Raw genomic sequence first — 17751 nt, forward strand, 5'->3', positions numbered from 1 at the left:
GTCCCTGCCGGTGCTGCACCTCCCGCGTCCGTGCCTGCCCGGCGCCCTGTCCCTGGCCGTGTCCCTGACCCTGTCCCTGCTCATGCCCCTGCCGCAGTGACCCGCTCACGCCGCCTCCCTGGTGCCGCGTCCGGTGGCCGCCGCCATCACCGACTCCTCGGTGGCCTCGCCGCGGGGTATCCCGGCGACGAGACGCCCTTCGTGCATCACGAGCACACGGTCGGCCATGCCGAGGACTTCGGGCAGGTCGGAGGAGACCATCAGCACGGCGATCCCGTCGGCCGCCAGGGCCGACAGCAGCCGGTGCACCTCGGCCTTGGTGCCGACGTCTATGCCCCGGGTGGGTTCGTCGACGATGAGGACGCCCGGCTGTGTGGCGAGCCACTTGGCGAGCACGACCTTCTGCTGGTTGCCGCCGGAGAGCACACCGACGGTGTCGGAGAGCCGGTCGTACTTCAGCCGGAGCCGCACGGCCCAGTCCGCCGCACGCGCGCGTTCCAGGGCCCGCCGGACCACCCCCGCCCGGCCGATGCGGTCCAGCCCGGTCAGCGCGATGTTCCGCTCGATGGACATCTCCATCACCAGGCCCCGCTGCCGCCGGTCCTCCGGTACGAGCGCGACTCCCGCCGCCATGGCTGCGGTCGGCGAGCCCGGCCGCAGCCTGGTGCCTTCGACCTCGACCTCTCCCGCGTCCGCACGGTCGACTCCGAAGACCGCCTGTACGACTTCGCTGCGCCCGGCCCCGACCAGTCCCGCCAGCGCGACGATCTCTCCGCGGCACACCTCGAAGGAGACGTCGTGGAAGACGCCTTCGCGGGTGAGCCGGCGTACGGTCAGCGCCGGCGGGCCGGGCGTCGTGTCCTGCTTGGGGTACAGCTCCTGCAGATCGCGGCCGACCATGCGGCGTACGAGGTCGTCCTCGGTGAGGGCCTCCAGCGCCTCGGTGGCCACGGGCGCGCCGTCGCGGAGTGTGGTGACGCGGGAGCACAACTCGAAGATCTCGCCCAGCCGGTGGGAGATGAACAGCACGGCGGCGCCCTCGGCGCGCAGCGTGCCGACGACTGAGAAGAGCCGTGCCGTCTCGGTGCCGGTGAGCGCCGCGGTGGGTTCGTCCATGATCAGCACCCGGGCGTCGAAGGAGAGCGCCTTGGCGATCTCGACGATCTGCTGGTCGGCGATGGAGAGTCCGCGTGCGGGACGGTCGGGGTCGAGGTCGACGCCGAGCCGGCGCATGAGGGCGGCGGTCGCCTCCCGCACCGCGGAACGGTCGATGCGGCCCAGTGCGCGGCGGGGCTGACGGCCCATGAAGATGTTCTCCGCGATCGAGAGGTCGGCGAAGAGTGTGGGCTCCTGGTAGATCACGGCGATGCCGGCGCGGCGGGCGTCCGCGGGTCCGGAGAAGTGCACGGGGCCGCCGTCGAGCAGCACGGTGCCGGCGTCCGGGGCGTGCACCCCGGCGAGGATCTTGATGAGCGTGGACTTGCCCGCGCCGTTCTCCCCGGCGAGGGCGTGTGCCTCTCCGCGGTGCAGGGAGAGGGAGACGCCCCGCAGGGCACGCACATTGCCGAAGGACTTGGTCACCTCCTCCAGTGCGAGGACCGGCGCCGGGCTCGCTCCCGGCTCGGGCTGGGTCATGGTCCTGCTCCTCCTGTGGTGCGGTGCGCAGGTTGGCGGGTGCTGAACGGAGACGCGCGACGCGGCGTGAAATGAAATGTTTCAACCGGAGTTTCAGGGAAGCTAGCCCTCGACCGGAGGCTCGTCAAGAGGGTGCGCGGCAGGCAAATGGCGGCTGCATCGGCTCTCTTGACGCCCGTGGAGATACCGCTCTACGTTCCTGGCGCCGCGTATTGAATCGTTTTACCCTCAGACTCCGGCTGCCTTCCGCGGCCGCCCCAGGAGGTGCACATGATCAGCAGACGCCACTTGCTCGCCACCGCCGCCGCATCCGGAACCGCCGTCACCCAACTCCCCGCCCCCGCCGCACAGGCCGCCGAGGGTGACCGGGCCAGCACGAACCTGAGGGTCGAGAGCGTCACGACGGAGTACGCCGACCGTCCGCTCGGCCTGGACGTCCCGCGCCCCCGGCTGAGCTGGACCCTGAGCTCGAACGCGCCGGACCAGCTCCAGCACGCCTACCAGATCCGGGTCGCCGGCAGCCCTGACCGGCTGTCCGCCCCCGACGTCTGGGACAGCGGCGAGATCACCTCACGGCAGTCGGTCCTCGTCCCCTACGACGGCCCCGCACTGCGCCCCGCAACGCGCTACCACTGGTCGGTCCGGGTGTGGGACGGCGAGGGACGGCCCTCCGCCTGGAGCGCGCCGAGCTGGTGGGAGACGGGGCTGATGGGCGCAGAGCGGTGGCGGGCCGGCTGGATCAACGCACCGGAGGAGGTGACCGCGCCACCTGCCCCGGCCGGGACGTCCTGGATCTGGTTCCCCGAGGGCGACCCGGCCTCGCGGGCACCGGCCGCGACCCGCTGGTTCCGCGGCAGCGCCGAAGTGCCCGGCACGGTACGCAGGGCGCGGCTGGTGATCGCCGCCGACGACGGCTTCACCGCGCACCTCAACGGCACGGGCATCGCCGACCGTGAGGCCCTCGCGGTGCAGAAGGGCCACAGCCGTCCCTCCCTGCTGGACGTCACCCGTGAACTGCGCCGCGGCACCAACACCTTCGCCGTCTCAGCCACCAACGCCGAGGAGGGGCCCGCGGGTCTGCTGGTCCTGCTGGAGGTCACGACCGACGAGGGCACCACCCGCTTCCGCGCGGACGCGGGCTGGAAGGCCACGGACGAGAGGCCTTCCGGCGACTGGCACTCCCCCGGCTACGACGACAGCGGCTGGTCCTCCGCGCGGGAGGTGGCCCCCTGGGGCGCGGACCCGTGGGGTGAGGTGCTGCCGCAGCAGTCGCCCGCCCAGCTGCGCCGCTCGTTCCGCCTGCCCCGCGGGGCCGTCTCCCGCGCCCGCCTGTACGTGACCGCCCTGGGGCTCTACGAGGCGCACCTGAACGGCGAGCGTGTCGGGCACGACCGGCTCACTCCCGGCTGGACGGACTACGGCAAGCGCGTGGCGTACCAGACCTACGACGTCACCGGCGCCGTGCGGGCAGGAGAGAACGCGCTCGCCGTGACCCTCGCCCCGGGCTGGTACGCGGGCAACGTCGGCTGGTTCGGACAGCATCAGTACGGCAGCCGCCCCGCCCTGCTCGCACAGCTGGAGGTGGTGACCGACGGCGGCAGCACCACCGTCGTCACCGGCGAGGACTGGCGGGCAGCCACCGGGCCACTGGTGACCTCCGACCTGATGATGGGCGAGGAGTACGACGCCCGCGCGGAGACCTCCGGCTGGACCGAACCCGGATTCGACGACTCCGGCTGGCAGGACGCCGAAGCGGCCTCCGGCACCGGCACCGAGGTCGTGGCCATGACGGACGCACCGACCCGGGTGATGAAGGAGATAGCCCCCGTCGGGGTCAGCGAAGTACGCCCCGGCGTCTTCCTCTTCGACCTCGGCCAGAACATGGTCGGCGACGTCCGCCTCACCGTCCCGGGCGGCCGGGCGGGGCAGCGGGTCCACATCCGGCACGGCGAGGTCCTGGACCGCGACGGCTCCCTCTACGTCGCCAACCTGCGCACCGCGCGCGCCGTCGACACCTTCGTCCTCAAGGGGGGCGGTACACAGACCTGCGAACCCCGCTTCACCTTCCACGGCTTCCGCTACGCCGAGGTCACGGGCGCTCCGGGCAGGCTGGGCAAGGACGCACTCGTGGGCCGGGTCATGCACACCTCCGCCCCCTTCACCATGGAGTTCTCCACCGACTCCGCGATGCTCAACCGGCTGCACGGCAACATCACCTGGGGCCAGCGGGGCAACTTCCTCTCGGTGCCCACCGACACCCCGGCCCGGGACGAGAGGCTCGGCTGGTCCGGCGACATCAACGTCTTCGCCCCGACCGCCGCCTACACCATGGAGTCCGCGCGTTTCCTGGCCAAGTGGCTCCAGGACCTGCGCGACGGCCAGGACGAGGAGGGCGCCTTCCCGGACGTCGCGCCCTTCGTCGGCTCCGTCGGACGGGGCACGGCGGGCTGGGGCGATGCCGGGGTGACCGTGCCCTGGGCGCTGTACCGCGCGTACGGGGACGAACGGGTGCTGGAGGAGAACTGGCAGGCCATGCGCCGCTGGATCACCTACCTCGAGAAGCACAGCGACGGGCTGCTGCGCCCCGCCGAGGGCTACGGGGACTGGCTGAACGTCGAGGACGAGACGCCCAAGGACGTCATCGCAACCGCCTGCTTCGCCCATGTCACCGGCCTGGTGGCACGCACGGCGGCAGTTGTGGGCGAGGACCCCGGACCGTACCGGGAGCTGCGCGAGCGCATCCGTTCGGCGTTCACCGGCGCCTACGCGGGCGACGGCGGCAGGATCAAGGGCGACACCCAGACCGCGTACGTACTGGCGCTGTCGATGGATCTGCTGCCGACGGCGGCGGCCCGGCGAGCCGCCTCGGACCGTCTCGTCGAGCTGATCGCCGAGCGGGACGGCCACCTGTCGACCGGCTTTCTCGGCACGCCGCGGCTGCTGCCCGCTCTGACGGAGGCCGGTCACGCCGAGGTGGCCCACCGGCTGCTGCACCGGCGGACGTTCCCCTCCTGGGGCTACCAGATCGACAGGGGCTCCACGACCATGTGGGAGCGCTGGGACTCCGTGAAGCCCGACGGCAGCTTCCAGGACGTGGGGATGAACTCCTTCAACCACTACGCCTACGGCAGCGTCGGCGAGTGGATGTACGGGCACCTGGCCGGCATCGTGCCCGGCGAGCCCGGCTTCCGCCACACGGTGGTCCGGCCGCGGCCGGGCGGCGGGGTGCGCACCGCGAGCGCCCGGTTCGACTCGCCGTACGGGCCCGTTCGCACCCACTGGAGTCTGGACGGCGAGGACCGCTTCACGCTGACCGTCTCGGTCCCGGTCAACACCACGGCCGAGGTGTGGGTGCCGGCGGCGCGCGGGGCGGAAGTGAGGGCGGAGGGAGTGCGCCCGCTGCGCCGGGAGGACGGCTGCGCGGTCTTCGAGGCCGGCTCGGGCACCCACCGTTTCAGCAGCGGCGGCTGAGAGGCCGCGGCGGGAAGCCGTCCGGTGACGGGCGGCCTCCCGACCGCCGTCCGGGGAAGGGCAGTTCGGGCTCTTGACGGCGGTCACCTGCACAAGTACGTTTCCTGAATCGTTTCATGAATATGTGACCCCTGTACCGCCGCACGCACCCGAGGAGACGCATGCCGGACCCGGACCTGACGGCCGTCAAGGCCGCCCTCACGTCACAGCGGATAGAGACACCCTCGTGGGGCTACGGCAACTCCGGCACGCGGTTCAAGGTGTTCACCCAGCCCGGCGTGCCCCGCACGCCCGAGGAGAAGCTGGATGACGCCGCACGCGTCCACGAGCACACCGGCGTCGCACCCACCGTCGCCCTGCACATCCCCTGGGACAGGGTGGAGGACTACGGCGCGCTGGCTCAGTACGCGCGCGAGCGCGGGCTTCGCCTGGGCACCGTGAACTCCAACGTCTTCCAGGACGACGACTACAGGCTCGGCTCCGTCACCCACCCCGAGCCGGCCGTACGCCGCAAGGCCCTGGCACATCTGCTGGAGTGCGTCGACATCATGGACGCGACCGGCTCCCGGGACCTGAAGCTCTGGTTCGCCGACGGAACCAACTACCCCGGCCAGGACGACATATGTGCCCGTCAGGACCGGCTGGCCGAGGCGCTGACGGCAGTCCGGGAACGCCTGGGCGAGGACCAGCGGATGCTGCTGGAGTACAAGTTCTTCGAACCGGCCTTCTACACCACCGACGTCCCCGACTGGGGAACGGCCTACGCGCACTGCCTGAAGCTGGGCCCCAAGGCCGCGGTCGTCGTGGACACCGGTCACCACGCGCCGGGCACCAACATCGAGTTCATCGTCGCGCTGCTGCTGCGGGAGGGGAAACTCGGCGGCTTCGACTTCAACTCCCGCTTCTACGCGGACGACGACCTGATGGCCGGCTCGGCCGACCCCTTCCAGCTCTTCCGCATCATGTACGAAGTGGTGCGTGGCGGCGGCCTGGAGAGCACCGCCGGTATCGCCTTCATGCTCGACCAGTGCCACAACGTCGAACCGAAGATTCCGGCGGTCATCCGCTCGGTGATGAACGTCCAGGAGGCCACCGCGAAGGCCCTCCTCGTGGACCGCGAGGCACTGGGCGCCGCGCAGCGCTCGGGCGACGTGCTCGGGGCGAACGCCGTCCTGATGGACGCCTACAACACGGACGTACGCCCGCTGCTCGCCGAAGTGCGCCAGGAGCAGGGCCTGGACGCGGACCCCGTCGCGGCCTACCACCGCTCCGGCTGGGCGAGCAGGATCACCGAAGAGCGCAAGGGCGGCCGGCAGGCCGGCTGGGGGGCGTAGCCGGTCATGACAGCACAGCACCCCGCCGTCGACGCGCTCCTTGAGCGCTCGCACCGGCTCGGCGCCGATCCGCGCAACACCAACTACGCGGGCGGCAACACCTCCGCCAAGGGCTCCGCCCCCGACCCAGTGACCGGGTCGCAGACCGACCTGCTGTGGGTGAAGGGCTCCGGCGGCGACCTCGGTACCCTGACCGCGGGCGGTCTCGCCGCGCTGCGCCTGGACCGGCTCAGGGCGCTGAAGGACGTCTACCCGGGCGTCGAGCGCGAGGACGAGATGGTCGCCGCCTTCGACTTCTGCCTGCACGGCAAGGGCGGTGCCGCCCCCTCCATCGACACCGCCATGCACGGACTGGTCGAGGCCGCGCACGTCGACCATCTGCATCCGGACTCGGGCATCGCGCTGGCCTGCGCCGAAGACGGCGAGAGGCTGACACGGGAGTGCTTCGGGGAGAGCGTGGTGTGGGTGCCCTGGCGGCGCCCCGGCTTCCAGCTGGGCCTGGACATCGCCGCCGTCAAGGACGCCAATCCGCGGGCGGTCGGCTGCGTGCTGGGCGGCCACGGCATCACGGCGTGGGGCTCGACGAGCGAGGAGTGCGAACGCAACTCGCTGCACATCATCCGCACGGCCGAGGCTTACCTCACCGAGCACGGCCGCGCCGAGCCCTTCGGCCCCGCACGTGAGGGATACCGGCCGCTGGCGGCCGGGGCGCGCCGCGAGCGGGCCGCCGCGCTCGCGCCGCTGATCCGTGGGCTGGTCTCCACCGACCGTCAGCAGGTCGGCCACTTCACCGACTGCGAGGAGGTGCTGGACTTCCTCTCCCGCGAGGAGCACCCCCGGCTCGCCGCGCTGGGCACGTCCTGCCCCGACCATTTCCTGCGCACGAAGGTCCGCCCGCTGCTTCTCGACCTGCCCGGGCACGCGCCGCTGGAGGAGGCAGTGGAGCGGCTGCGCGAGCTGCACGAGGACTACCGGCGCGGGTACCGCGCGTACTACGAGCGGCACGCCACGCCCGCCTCCCCCGCCATGCGGGGCGCCGACCCGGCGATCGTGCTGGTGCCCGGCGTGGGGATGTTCTCCTTCGGCAAGGACAAGCAGACGGCAAGGGTGGCCGGCGAGTTCTACGTCAACGCAATCAATGTGATGCGCGGCGCGGAGGCTGTCTCGTCCTACTCCCCCATCGGGGAGTCGGAGAAGTTCCGTATCGAGTACTGGGACCTGGAGGAGGCCAAGCTGCGCCGCCTGCCCGCTCCCAGGCCGCTTGCGGCCCGGGTGGCGCTGGTGACGGGCGCCGGGTCGGGCATCGGACGGGCCATAGCGCACCGGCTGGCGGACGAGGGCGCGAGCGTCGTCGTGGCCGACCGGGCCGCGGAGAGCGCCGCCTCGGTCGCCGACGAACTCGGCGGAGCGGACAGGGCGGTCGCCGTCACCGTCGACGTCACCTCCCAGGAGCAGATCGAGGACGCCTTCCGGGAGGCGGTGCTCGCCTTCGGCGGGGTGGACCTGGTCGTCAACAACGCGGGCGTCTCCCTGTCCAAGCCGCTGCTGGAGACGACGGCCCAGGACTGGGACGTCCAGCACGGCATCATGGCGCGCGGCTCCTTCCTCACCTCTCGGGAGGCGGTGCGCGTGATGACCGCGCAGGGCATGGGCGGCGACATCGTCTACATCGCCTCCAAGAACGGTGTATTCGCCGGTCCCGACAACATCGCCTACGGCGCCGCCAAGGCCGATCAGGCGCATCAGGTGCGGCTGCTGGCGGCCGAGCTGGGGTCCCACGGCATCCGCGTCAACGGCGTCAACCCCGACGGTGTCGTGCGCGGCTCCGGCATCTTCGCCGGCGGCTGGGGCGCCCGGCGGGCGGCGGTCTACGGCGTGCCGGAGGAGGAGCTCGGCGAGTTCTACGCCCAGCGCACCCTCCTCAAGCGCGAAGTTCTGCCGGAACACGTCGCGAACGCCGTCTTCGCCCTGACGGGCGGCGATCTGAGCCGCACCACGGGCATGCACGTACCGGTCGACGCCGGGGTGGCCGCCGCCTTCCTGCGCTGAACAACCCTCCCGCCGCCGAGGAACGAGGTCCGCCGCCGTGCCGCAGCTCCCCTCCCCGTCCGCCTCCCCGTCCGCATCTCCGACCGCCTCCGGCACGTTCGCGGCGGTCGACCTCGGCGCGTCGAGCGGCCGCGTCATGACGGGCCGGGTGAGCCCGGGCTCGGTGCGGCTGCGGGAGGTGCACCGCTTCCCCAACAGGCCGGTGCGTACGGGCGGAACCCTGCACTGGGACATCCTCGCCCTCCATCAGGGCGTGCTGGACGGGTTGCGCCGTGCCGGACAGGTCGACTCGGTCGGACTGGACTCCTGGGCTGTGGACTACGGCCTGCTGGACGCCCACGGCACGCTGCTGGGCAATCCGGTGCACTACCGGGACGCCCGTACGGACGGCATGGCAGAACGCGTCGCCGAGTCGCTGCCGCCCGGGGAGCTGTACGCGCACACCGGCGTGCAGTACCTCCCCTTCAACACCCTCTACCAGCTCACCGCCGCACGGGGCTCACCGCAACTGGCGGCGGCACGGGAGCTGCTGCTCATACCCGATCTGCTCTCGTACTGGCTCACCGGCGTGCGCGGCACCGAGCTGACGAACGCCTCGACGACGCAGCTGATGGACCCGGTCACCCGCGGCTTCTCACCCGTGGTCGCCGAAGCCGCCGGTGTCGACCTCTCGCTCTTCCCGCCGCTGCGGCACCCCGGCGACCCGGCGGGCGAGCTGCTGCCGGAGGTGCTGGAGGAGACGGGTCTGCAAGGCCCCCTGCCCGTCACGACGGTCGCCTCGCACGACACCGCCTCAGCGGTCGCCGCCGTTCCGGCACCGGGTGACCGCTTCGCCTACATCGCCACCGGCACGTGGTCGCTCGCAGGGCTCGAACTGGCCTCGCCCGTCCTGTCCGAGGAGAGCCGGCTGGCCAACTTCACCAACGAACTGGGCATCGACGGCACGGTGCGCTATCTGCGCAACATCATGGGGCTGTGGCTGCTCCAGGAGTGCCTGCGCACATGGGAGTCGCAGGGGCAGCCGCAGGACCTGGACCGGCTGCTGCGCGCGGCAGGGGCGTGCCCGCCGCTGCGGTCCGTGCTCGACGCGGGCGACCCGGCATTCCTCGCGCCGGGAGGAATGCCGCGGCGCATCGAGGAGGCCTGCCGCCTCTCGGGCCAGCCGGTGCCGGACGGTCCGGCGGCCACAGCACGGTGCGTACTGGACTCCCTCGCCCTCGCGCACCGTCTCGCCGTCGAGGACGCGCAGCGCCTCTCGGGCCGCGAGGTCGACTCGGTGCACGTGGTCGGCGGCGGCGTGCACAACGAACTGCTGTGCCAACTCACCGCCGACGCCTGCCGGCTGCCGGTGATCGCGGGCCCGGCCGAGGCGGCGGCGCTGGGCAACGTCGTCGTCCAGGCACGGGCACACGGTGTGATTCACGGCGACAGTGGGGATGTCAGACGGCTGCTGTATGACACCCTGCCGCTGCGGACGTACGAACCGTCCGGGGCGCACGGCAGCGAGCAGGAGTGGTCACGGGCGGCGCGGACGGTCCGCGGCCGGGACTGACCGAAGCCCGGTCGGTGCGGACGGTCCGCGGCCGGCAGCACGGAGCAGGCGGACGAGGACGAGAGGAGGGGCCTTGCGGGTCGCGCTCTTCATCACCTGCATCAACGACACGCTCTACCCCCGCACCGGGCAGGCGGTCGTCACCCTCCTGGAACGCCTGGGCGTGGAAGTGGACTTCCCCCCGGGCCAGTCCTGCTGCGGGCAGCCGCAGTTCAACACCGGCTACCGCAGCGAGTCCGAGCCGCTCGCGCACCGCTACGCGGAGGTCTTCCGCGGCTACGACCACATCGTGGTCCCCTCCGGCTCGTGTGCGGCGATGGTGCGGGACAACTACCCGCGGATGGACGCCGAAGCCACCCGGGAGGCCGTCGCCGGCACCTACGAGCTGACCGAGTTCCTCGTCGACGTGCTGGGGGTGACGGACGTGGGCGCGTACTACCCGCACACCGTCACCTACCACCCCACCTGCCACGGGCTGCGGATGCTCGGCCTGGGCGACCGTCCACGCCGCCTGCTCCAGGCCGTCAAGGGGCTGCGGCTGCGGGAGCTGGAGGGCGCGGAGGAATGCTGCGGCTTCGGCGGCACCTTCGCAGTGAAGAACGCCGACGTCTCCGCCGCCATGGGCGCGGACAAGGCACGCCACATCGAGGAGACGGCCGCCGAGGCGGTGTGCACGGTCGACAACTCCTGCCTCATGCACATCGGCGGCACGCTCTCCCGCCGCGGCGCCGCGGTCCGTCCCGTGCACATCGCCGAGATCCTGGCCGGCACCGAGGAGGCACCGCTGTGACCACCGCGAACAGTACGTATCTGGGGATGCCCTCCTTCCCGCGCGCCGCCGCCGCCTCGACCCGTGACATGCGGCTGCGCGGAAACCTGCGGCACGCCACGCACACCATCCGCGCCAAGCGCGCCCAGGCCGTCGACGAGCTGGGCGACTGGGAGCAGCTGCGCGAGGCCGGGGCGGCGCTGAAGAACCGTACGCTGCGCCATCTCGACCACTACCTCGAGCAGTTGGAGGAGGCGGTCACCGCGGCGGGCGGTGTCGTCCACTGGGCCGCCGACGCGGCCGAGGCCAACCGGATCGTGACCGGGCTGGTCCGTGAGACGGGCGAGAGCGAAGTGGTCAAGGTCAAGTCCATGGCCACGCAGGAGATCGGGCTCAACGAGGCGCTGGCGCAGGAGGGCATCTCGGCGTACGAGACCGACCTGGCCGAGCTGATCGTGCAGCTCGGGGACGACCTCCCGTCGCACATCCTCGTCCCCGCCATCCACCGCAACCGTGACGAGATCCGCGACATCTTCCGGGAGAGGATGGGCGACTGGGGACGGGCGGCACCGAGAGACCTCACCGACGAGCCCGCGCAGCTCGCCGAGGCGGCACGGCTGCACCTGCGGGAGAAGTTCCTCGGCGTCAAGGTCGGCATCTCCGGCGCCAACTTCATGGTCGCCGAGACGGGCACACTCGTCGTCGTGGAGTCCGAGGGCAACGGCCGCATGTGCCTGACCCTGCCCGAGACGCTCATCTCCGTCGTGGGGATCGAGAAGACGGTGCCCGCCTGGCAGGACCTGGAGGTCTTCCTGCAGACCCTGCCCCGCTCCTCCACGGCGGAGCGGATGAACCCCTACACCTCCACCTGGACGGGCACCGCCGACGAGGACGGCCCCTCCGCCTTCCACCTCGTGCTGCTCGACAACGGCCGCACGGACGCGCTCGCCGACACCGTCGGCCGCCAGGCACTGCGCTGCATCCGCTGCTCGGCCTGCCTGAACGTCTGCCCCGTCTACGAACGGGCCGGCGGCCACGCCTACGGCTCCCCCTATCCCGGTCCGATCGGCGCCATCCTCAGTCCCCAGCTGCGCGGCGTGCACAACGAGGTCGACGCCTCACTGCCGTATGCGTCGTCGCTGTGCGGCGCCTGCTACGAGGTCTGCCCTGTGGCCATCGACATCCCGGAGGTCCTGGTCCACCTGCGCGAACGGGTCGTGGAGGGCGGCACGGTCAGCGTCCGCGGCCAGAAGACCACCATCAGGCCCGCGAAGGGCCACGCCGCCGAGCGTGCCGTGATGCGTGCGGCCCGCTGGACGTTCGAGCACCCCCGGGCCATGCGGACCGGACAGCGGCTCGCCGCCCGTACGCGCCGCCTGACGCCTCGGCGTGTCCCGCTGCCCGGTCCCGGCCGTGCCTGGTCCGACAGCCGGGACGTGCCGCGTGCGGCAGCCGAGTCCTTCCGCGACTGGTGGCGGCGCACCCGCGGGGACAGCGGCCCGGACGGTCACAGCGCCGGTGGCCCCGGGGAGAGGGGCGGGAAGTGAGCAGCCGCGACGTCGTCCTCGCCCGTATCCGACGCGCCCTGAGCGACGTGCCGTCCGGCGAGGGCCCCGGAGAGAGTCCGGTAGCGCGCGGCTACTGGCGCACTCACGACGAACGCACCGACGCCCAGCGACTGGATCTGCTCGCGGAGAACCTCGCCGACTACCGCGCCCTGGTGCACCGTTGTACGTCCGCTCAGCTGCCCGGCACGATCGCGGAACTGCTGCGTGCACGCCGCGCCCGCAGCGTCGTCGCGCCCCCCGGCGTCCCCGCCGGCTGGCTGCCGGACGACGTCGAACGCGTCGCCGACTCCCCCTCCATGACCGCCCGCGACCTCGACGCGCTCGACAGCGTCGTGACCGGCTGTGCCGTGGCCGTCGCGGAGACCGGCACGATCGTCCTGGACGCCGGGAAGGACCAGGGCCGGCGGCGCATCTCGCTCGTGCCCGACCACCACATCTGCGTCGTCCACGCTCCCCGGCAGGTCGTCGACTCGGTGCCGCAGGCGCTCGAACGCCTGGACCCCGCCCGTCCCCAGACATGGATCTCGGGTCCGTCGGCGACCAGCGACATCGAACTCGACCGGGTCGAGGGTGTGCACGGGCCGCGCACTCTTGAGGTGATCCTGGTCTCGCCGGACCGAGCCGGTCAGTGAGCGTCCTCGTCCGGCCGCCCTCTTTCCCGGGAGCGGGCCGGCCCGCGAGCCCGCCGGCTCACATCTCGGCGGCGAAGGTGTCGTAGGAGCGCTGGTCGAACAGTACGAAGCGCACCTCCTCCAGGCCCTCCCCCTCCTCGCGCACGGCCGACACGGCGATGCGGGCACCGTCCTCCAGCGGCCAGCCGTACACGCCGGTGGAGACGGCCGGGAACGCGACCGTACCGGCCCCCAGCTCCCGCGCCACACGCAGCGATTCGCGGTAGCAGGACGCCAGCAGCGCAGAGCGGTCCTCGCTCCTTGACCAGACGGGACCGACCGTGTGGATCACCCAGCGTGCGGGCAGCCGCCCCGCCGTCGTCGCGGCGGCCCGGCCCGTGGGCAGCCCCTCGGGGTAGCGCCCGTCCCGCAGCTCACGGCACTCAGCCAGGATCTCGGGACCGCCCTTGCGGTGGATCGCGCCGTCCACTCCCCCACCGCCCAGCAGTGAGGAGTTCGCGGCGTTGACCACCGCGTCGACGGTCTGTTCGGTGATGTCGCCCCGGACACACGTGACGGTCGCATTCGGCATACGGGTCATCCTCGCACCGGGTCGCCGTCATTGTGCGTACCTGTGGCAGCGCGCGCGCACTCTGGCAGTGACCATTGCCTTGGGATAACTTGCGTGACCAGCCGTGCCCGCTCAGAACCCTCCGGAAGGACGTCCGCGATGTCCAGCGCCCCCTCCCGCCGTTCGCTCTTCCTCGGCGGCACGGCTGCCGCCCTCAGCGCTCCGCTGCTCACCTCCAGCGCGGCTTCCGCCGCCACCACGGCCCGGTCGGCCGCGGGCAGACGCATCACGCCGGGGGCCGACGCGGCCGCGGCGGACGGCTGGAGGCTCCTGCGCGGACGCAAGGTGGGCGTGGTCAGCAACCCCACGGGCGTACTGCGGGACACCAGCCACATCGTGGACTCGATGGCCGCACGCGAGGAGCTGGACATCGTCGGCGTCTTCGGCCCCGAGCACGGCTTCCGCGGCAGCGCGCAGGCCGGTGAGTCCGAGCCGGAGTTCGAGGACCCGCGCACCGGACTGACCGTCTACGACGCCTACGGCGCGGACACGGCGAAGATGGCGCAGCTGTTCCGCAAGGCGGGAGCGGACACGGTCGTCTTCGACATCCAGGACGTCGGCGTGCGCTTCTACACCTACATCTGGACGATGTACCACGCGATGGCGGCGGCGCGGGACATCGGCGCCTCCTTCGTGGTGCTCGACCGCCCCAACCCGCTCGGGCGGAGCGCGGACGGACCGCTGATGACTGAGGAGTTCACCTCCGGCGTCGGCCTGAAGCCGATCATCCAGCAGCACGGCATGACGGTGGGTGAGCTGGCCCGCTACTTCAACGGCGAACTCCTGCCCGGCGAGGGCGACGGCGGGAAGGTGGAGCTGGAGGTGGTGCGCGTGCGCGGCTGGGATCCCTCGGTCACCGGGCAGGACACGGGGCTTCCCTGGGTGCCTCCGTCACCGAACATGCCCTTCCCCGACACCGCCACCGCCTACGCGGGCACCGGCTACTTCGAGGGCACCAATCTCTCCGAGGGGCGAGGTACGACCCGCCCGTTCGAACTCATCGGCGCCCCCTACCTCGACCACCACTACAGCGACCGGCTCAACGCCCGCGGCCTGCCGGGCGTGCGCTTCCGCGAGGGCTACTTCGTGCCCACCTTCAGCAAGCACGAGGGCGAGACCTGCGCGGGGGTACAGCTGCACATCACCGATCCGCGCAGCTACAGGGCCATCCCGACCGCCGTCGCCATGCTCGCCGAAGCAATGAAGTACGACGGCTTCGCCTGGCGCAAGGACGACGCCCCCCGCCCGTACTGGATCGACAAGCTGTCCGGGTCGACGCGCCTGCGCACGATGCTCGACGCCGGTGAGGACACCGAGGCGGTGACCGCGGCCTGGGACTCGGAGGTGCGCGACTTCGACCGCACCCGGCGCCAGTACCTCCTCTACCGCTGAGAGCGGCACGCGCCGAAGGCAGCTCTCCCTGCACCGCGCCCCGGGCTTCCGTCCGGGGCGCGGTGCTTCCCGTGCGCGCCGCGGACCGCCGATGCGCCGTGTACGGGACAAGCCGGACCGACAACTGGGGGTTTCACCAGACCCGCTGGGCGGCGGGGGTGCGCACAGTGCCCGGGGGTAGCCCTCCCGGCACCGCGAACCCGCTTCCGTCCACGTCTGCTGTTGCGGCAGACCTCCGCAGACCATGGGACTTCCGTTGTTGCGAGACCCTTCGGCAATCATCGGCCTGGACGCCGCTCAGGCCGCCTCCGCACGGGAACTCGTGGAGGACCTCGCAGCCCGCCGCACGAGGCCCGACAGCGAGGAATTCCTCCGTTCCGCCTTACCGTCGTCGCTCTCCCTGCCGCGGCACCTGTCCGCGGGAGTGCGGGCGATGCGCTACGACGACGGCCCCGCGACGACGCTGGTGCGCGGCTTCCCCGTGGACGACGCGGCGATCGGGCCGACCCCTTCGCACTGGAGGGACCGCGAGGCGGACCGCACCCTCCGGGAGGATTTCTGGCTCGGCCTGCTGGCGTCCCTTCTCGGCGACCCGTTCTGCTGGTCCACCCTGCAGGACGGCAGGCTGTACAACGACATTCACCCGATCAAGGGGAACGAGCGCCGGCAGACCGGGCACGGCAGCGAGTCAATGCTGGAGTTCCACACCGAGGACGCCTTCCACGAGCACCGCTGTGACCACATCCTGCTGCTGTGTCTGCGCAACCACGACCGCGTGCCGACCACAATCGCGACGGCCGGCGCCCTGGAGCTGAGCGCCGGTGACCGGGAGGTGCTCTCCCAGCCGCGGTTCGTCATCAGACCGGACGCGGAGCACCGCCGCCACATGACACCGGCGGAGACCGGCTCCCACGAACGGCCCGTCGCCGTCCTCTTCGGAGACCGGGACGATCCGGGCATCAGGATCGACCCTCCCTACATGGAGGCGCTGCCGGACGACGGAGAGGCCGCGTCCGCGCTGGCACGCCTGTGCGCACGGCTGGAGTCCCGCCTCACAGGCGTGGCCCTGGAGCCGGGCGACGTGCTGATCATCGACAACCAGCGGTGCGTGCACGGCCGCGGACCTTTCCGGGCCCGGCTGGACGGCACGGACCGATGGCTGAGGAAGGTGACCGTGACACGGGACCTGCGCAAGTCGGCCGGGCAGCGCGCGGGCCCCCGCTCCCGCGTGCTGCGCGGCTGACACGCGCCGGAAATCCACGTCCGACCACCGGTGTTCACACGAGGAGGACCACCGTGCGCATAGCACTCGTCTCGGGCGACGGCCTGCCCACGTCCGGACTGCTGACCGTCTTCCGCAACGTCCTGCAGACCGGCCGCGATCTCGGATGCGTGGATCTGCCGGTCGCCACCGACCTGGGGTACGCGTGGCGCCCGGACAAGGCCGGGTTCTTCCCGTCCGGCGGGGCCCGGCCCGTCCACTCCCCGTGGATGGAGGTCACCGGCCACCGCGTCCAGGACGGCATGTCCGACGCGGAGAGAGCGCGGGAGCTGCTGTCCGTGCGGGACGCCGTCGCGGCCCACGGCTCTGCCGGCGCCGAGGACGGCAGGCGGCTGGCTGACCGGATCGCGCGGCTCTCCGAGTCCTACCGTGCGTACTTCGCCGCGTGGCTGGAGGAGACGGGACCGGACTGGATCTTCGGGCTCAACATGACGCTCTCCGACGCCGTACCGGCCACTGCGGGGCTGCACGCCGCGGTGCGCGACCACTTCACGGGCCGTCCGGGCGGAATGGTCTTCTGGGACCACGACCTCTTCGGCAGCTGCGCCATCCACGACCCGGACACGGGGCTGCGCGTCTATCCGGAGGCGCCCAACGGCCTCACGCCGCTCCCCCAGGACGACGACCACACCCGGTGGATCGTCATCTCCGACGGTCTCGCCCGGGAGGCTGCCTCCTACCCGACGGACGCCGTGCCCGAGGTCGTCTCCAATCTGCTGCCCGAGGTGCCCGGCGGGGAGCTGGAGGAGCGGCACACCCAGTTCCTGCGCGAGCAGCGGCTGGAGCCGGGGCGGCCCGTGCTGCTGGACCCTGTGCGGGTCTTCCCCGTCAAGGGCGTCGACGTGGCGCTCCGCCTGCTCGCCGGGATGAAGGAGGCCGCTCTCGCGGCGGGCGAGCCCGTGCCGTATCTGCTGGTCTTCGGCGGCCTGGACGAGGACCCGGAGTACGCGGGAGAGGTGGTCGCGCTCGCCGCCTCCCTCGGCGTGGAGGAGGACGTCCGCTTCCTCGACGGCGTGCCGTTGAGCAGCTTCCGCGAGGAGGGGGGCGGCTGGCGGCTGGACGAGGTCGATCTGCTGAGGGTGGCCTCCGCCTCCTGCGGCGGGGTCGTCTTCACTCCCGGCGTGCGCGATGTGGAGACCGTCGGGCTCGGCCCGGGGCTCGCAGCGATGGCGGGGGTGCCGTGCGCGACGACGGAGTACGAGGTGTTCGAGCCCGTCTACGGACCGGAGTTCTGGCGGGTGCGGATGGAGACCTCGGCCGAGTCGGTCCGGGCCGGAGCGGTGGAGTTCCTGCGGACGCTCGCAGCCTTCCGGGAGGGCGACGCGTCCCTGCGCGGCCGGCTGGAGGCCAACAGGAAGATCACCGAGGACCGCTTCCCGCGAGAGCCGTGGAACCGTTTCTGGCGGGAGCTGCGGGCGGCAGCGCAGTGAGGCGGTGAGACGCCCGCGGAGGGACCG

At 72.1% G+C, this 17751-nt stretch carries 12 protein-coding genes; 10 read left to right on the forward strand and 2 right to left on the reverse strand.

Translation table 11 applies throughout. The annotated features are described in order from the left end of the window. Positions 1 to 105: 105 nt before the first annotated feature. The gene (locus tag H343_RS0117185) at positions 106 to 1635 is read right to left on the reverse strand and encodes a sugar ABC transporter ATP-binding protein (RefSeq protein ID WP_028432170.1); all 1530 of its coding nucleotides are present in this window, start codon (positions 1633 to 1635) and stop codon (positions 106 to 108) included. 270 nt (positions 1636 to 1905) lie between these two features. Here H343_RS0117185 and H343_RS0117190 point away from each other — a divergent pair, with 270 nt between their 5' ends. From H343_RS0117190 to H343_RS0117220, 7 genes are all read left to right on the forward strand, one after another. Beyond that, positions 1906 to 5106 carry an alpha-L-rhamnosidase gene (locus H343_RS0117190; RefSeq protein WP_028432171.1) on the forward strand — a complete coding sequence of 1067 codons (3201 nt, stop codon included), beginning with the start codon at positions 1906 to 1908 and terminating at the stop codon, positions 5104 to 5106. Positions 5107 to 5267: 161 nt separating this feature from the next. Next, positions 5268 to 6440 carry an L-rhamnose isomerase gene (rhaI, locus tag H343_RS0117195; RefSeq protein WP_028432172.1) on the forward strand — a complete coding sequence of 391 codons (1173 nt, stop codon included), beginning with the start codon at positions 5268 to 5270 and terminating at the stop codon, positions 6438 to 6440. A gap of 6 nt (positions 6441 to 6446) precedes the next feature. Then, positions 6447 to 8489 carry a bifunctional rhamnulose-1-phosphate aldolase/short-chain dehydrogenase gene (locus H343_RS0117200; RefSeq protein WP_028432173.1) on the forward strand — a complete coding sequence of 681 codons (2043 nt, stop codon included), beginning with the start codon at positions 6447 to 6449 and terminating at the stop codon, positions 8487 to 8489. A 136-nt stretch (positions 8490 to 8625) separates the two neighbouring features. After that, positions 8626 to 10041 carry a rhamnulokinase gene (locus tag H343_RS31140; RefSeq protein ID WP_078505804.1) on the forward strand — a complete coding sequence of 472 codons (1416 nt, stop codon included), beginning with the start codon at positions 8626 to 8628 and terminating at the stop codon, positions 10039 to 10041. 73 nt (positions 10042 to 10114) lie between these two features. Continuing rightward, positions 10115 to 10831, forward strand: a complete 717-nt coding sequence (locus H343_RS0117210; RefSeq protein WP_028432174.1) for a (Fe-S)-binding protein — start codon at positions 10115 to 10117, stop codon at positions 10829 to 10831. A 26-nt stretch (positions 10832 to 10857) separates the two neighbouring features. Continuing rightward, complete coding sequence (locus H343_RS31145) at positions 10858 to 12357, forward strand: lactate utilization protein B (RefSeq protein WP_037904146.1); 1500 nt, start codon at positions 10858 to 10860, stop codon at positions 12355 to 12357. After that, entirely contained in the window at positions 12354 to 13010 is a 657-nt protein-coding gene (locus H343_RS0117220) for an LUD domain-containing protein (protein ID WP_028432175.1), read from the forward strand. Before H343_RS31145 ends, H343_RS0117220 begins: the two co-directional genes overlap by 4 nt. A gap of 58 nt (positions 13011 to 13068) precedes the next feature. Here H343_RS0117220 and H343_RS0117225 read toward each other — a convergent pair whose 3' ends face one another. Continuing rightward, a complete protein-coding gene (locus H343_RS0117225; protein WP_037904055.1) occupies positions 13069 to 13581 on the reverse strand; it encodes an O-acetyl-ADP-ribose deacetylase in 513 nt (170 codons plus the stop codon). 138 nt (positions 13582 to 13719) lie between these two features. On the opposite strand from H343_RS0117225, the gene H343_RS0117230 reads away from it, so the two are divergent. The 3 genes from H343_RS0117230 (at position 13720) to H343_RS0117240 (ending at position 17724) form a co-directional block, all read left to right on the forward strand. Further along, positions 13720 to 15012, forward strand: a complete 1293-nt coding sequence (locus H343_RS0117230) for a DUF1343 domain-containing protein (protein ID WP_028432177.1) — start codon at positions 13720 to 13722, stop codon at positions 15010 to 15012. A gap of 256 nt (positions 15013 to 15268) precedes the next feature. Next, positions 15269 to 16255 (forward strand): guanitoxin biosynthesis L-enduracididine beta-hydroxylase GntD, encoded by a 987-nt coding sequence (gntD, locus tag H343_RS0117235; protein ID WP_028432178.1) that lies wholly within the window; start codon positions 15269 to 15271, stop codon positions 16253 to 16255. Positions 16256 to 16308: 53 nt separating this feature from the next. Then, entirely contained in the window at positions 16309 to 17724 is a 1416-nt protein-coding gene (locus H343_RS0117240; RefSeq protein ID WP_051265409.1) for a glycosyltransferase, read from the forward strand. Positions 17725 to 17751 lie beyond the last annotated feature (27 nt).

The sequence above is a fragment of the Streptomyces sp. TAA204 genome (assembly GCF_000424965.1).

Coding starts and splice junctions, on each gene's coding strand:
- H343_RS0117185 (WP_028432170.1), bottom strand. CDS start 1,635: ATGACCCAGCCCGAGCCGGGAGCGAGCCCGGCGCCGGTCCTCGCACTG.
- H343_RS0117190 (WP_028432171.1), top strand. CDS start 1,906: ATGATCAGCAGACGCCACTTGCTCGCCACCGCCGCCGCATCCGGAACC.
- rhaI (WP_028432172.1), top strand. CDS start 5,268: ATGCCGGACCCGGACCTGACGGCCGTCAAGGCCGCCCTCACGTCACAG.
- H343_RS0117200 (WP_028432173.1), top strand. CDS start 6,447: ATGACAGCACAGCACCCCGCCGTCGACGCGCTCCTTGAGCGCTCGCAC.
- H343_RS31140 (WP_078505804.1), top strand. CDS start 8,626: ATGACGGGCCGGGTGAGCCCGGGCTCGGTGCGGCTGCGGGAGGTGCAC.
- H343_RS31145 (WP_037904146.1), top strand. CDS start 10,858: ATGCCCTCCTTCCCGCGCGCCGCCGCCGCCTCGACCCGTGACATGCGG.
- H343_RS0117225 (WP_037904055.1), bottom strand. CDS start 13,581: ATGCCGAATGCGACCGTCACGTGTGTCCGGGGCGACATCACCGAACAG.
- H343_RS0117230 (WP_028432177.1), top strand. CDS start 13,720: ATGTCCAGCGCCCCCTCCCGCCGTTCGCTCTTCCTCGGCGGCACGGCT.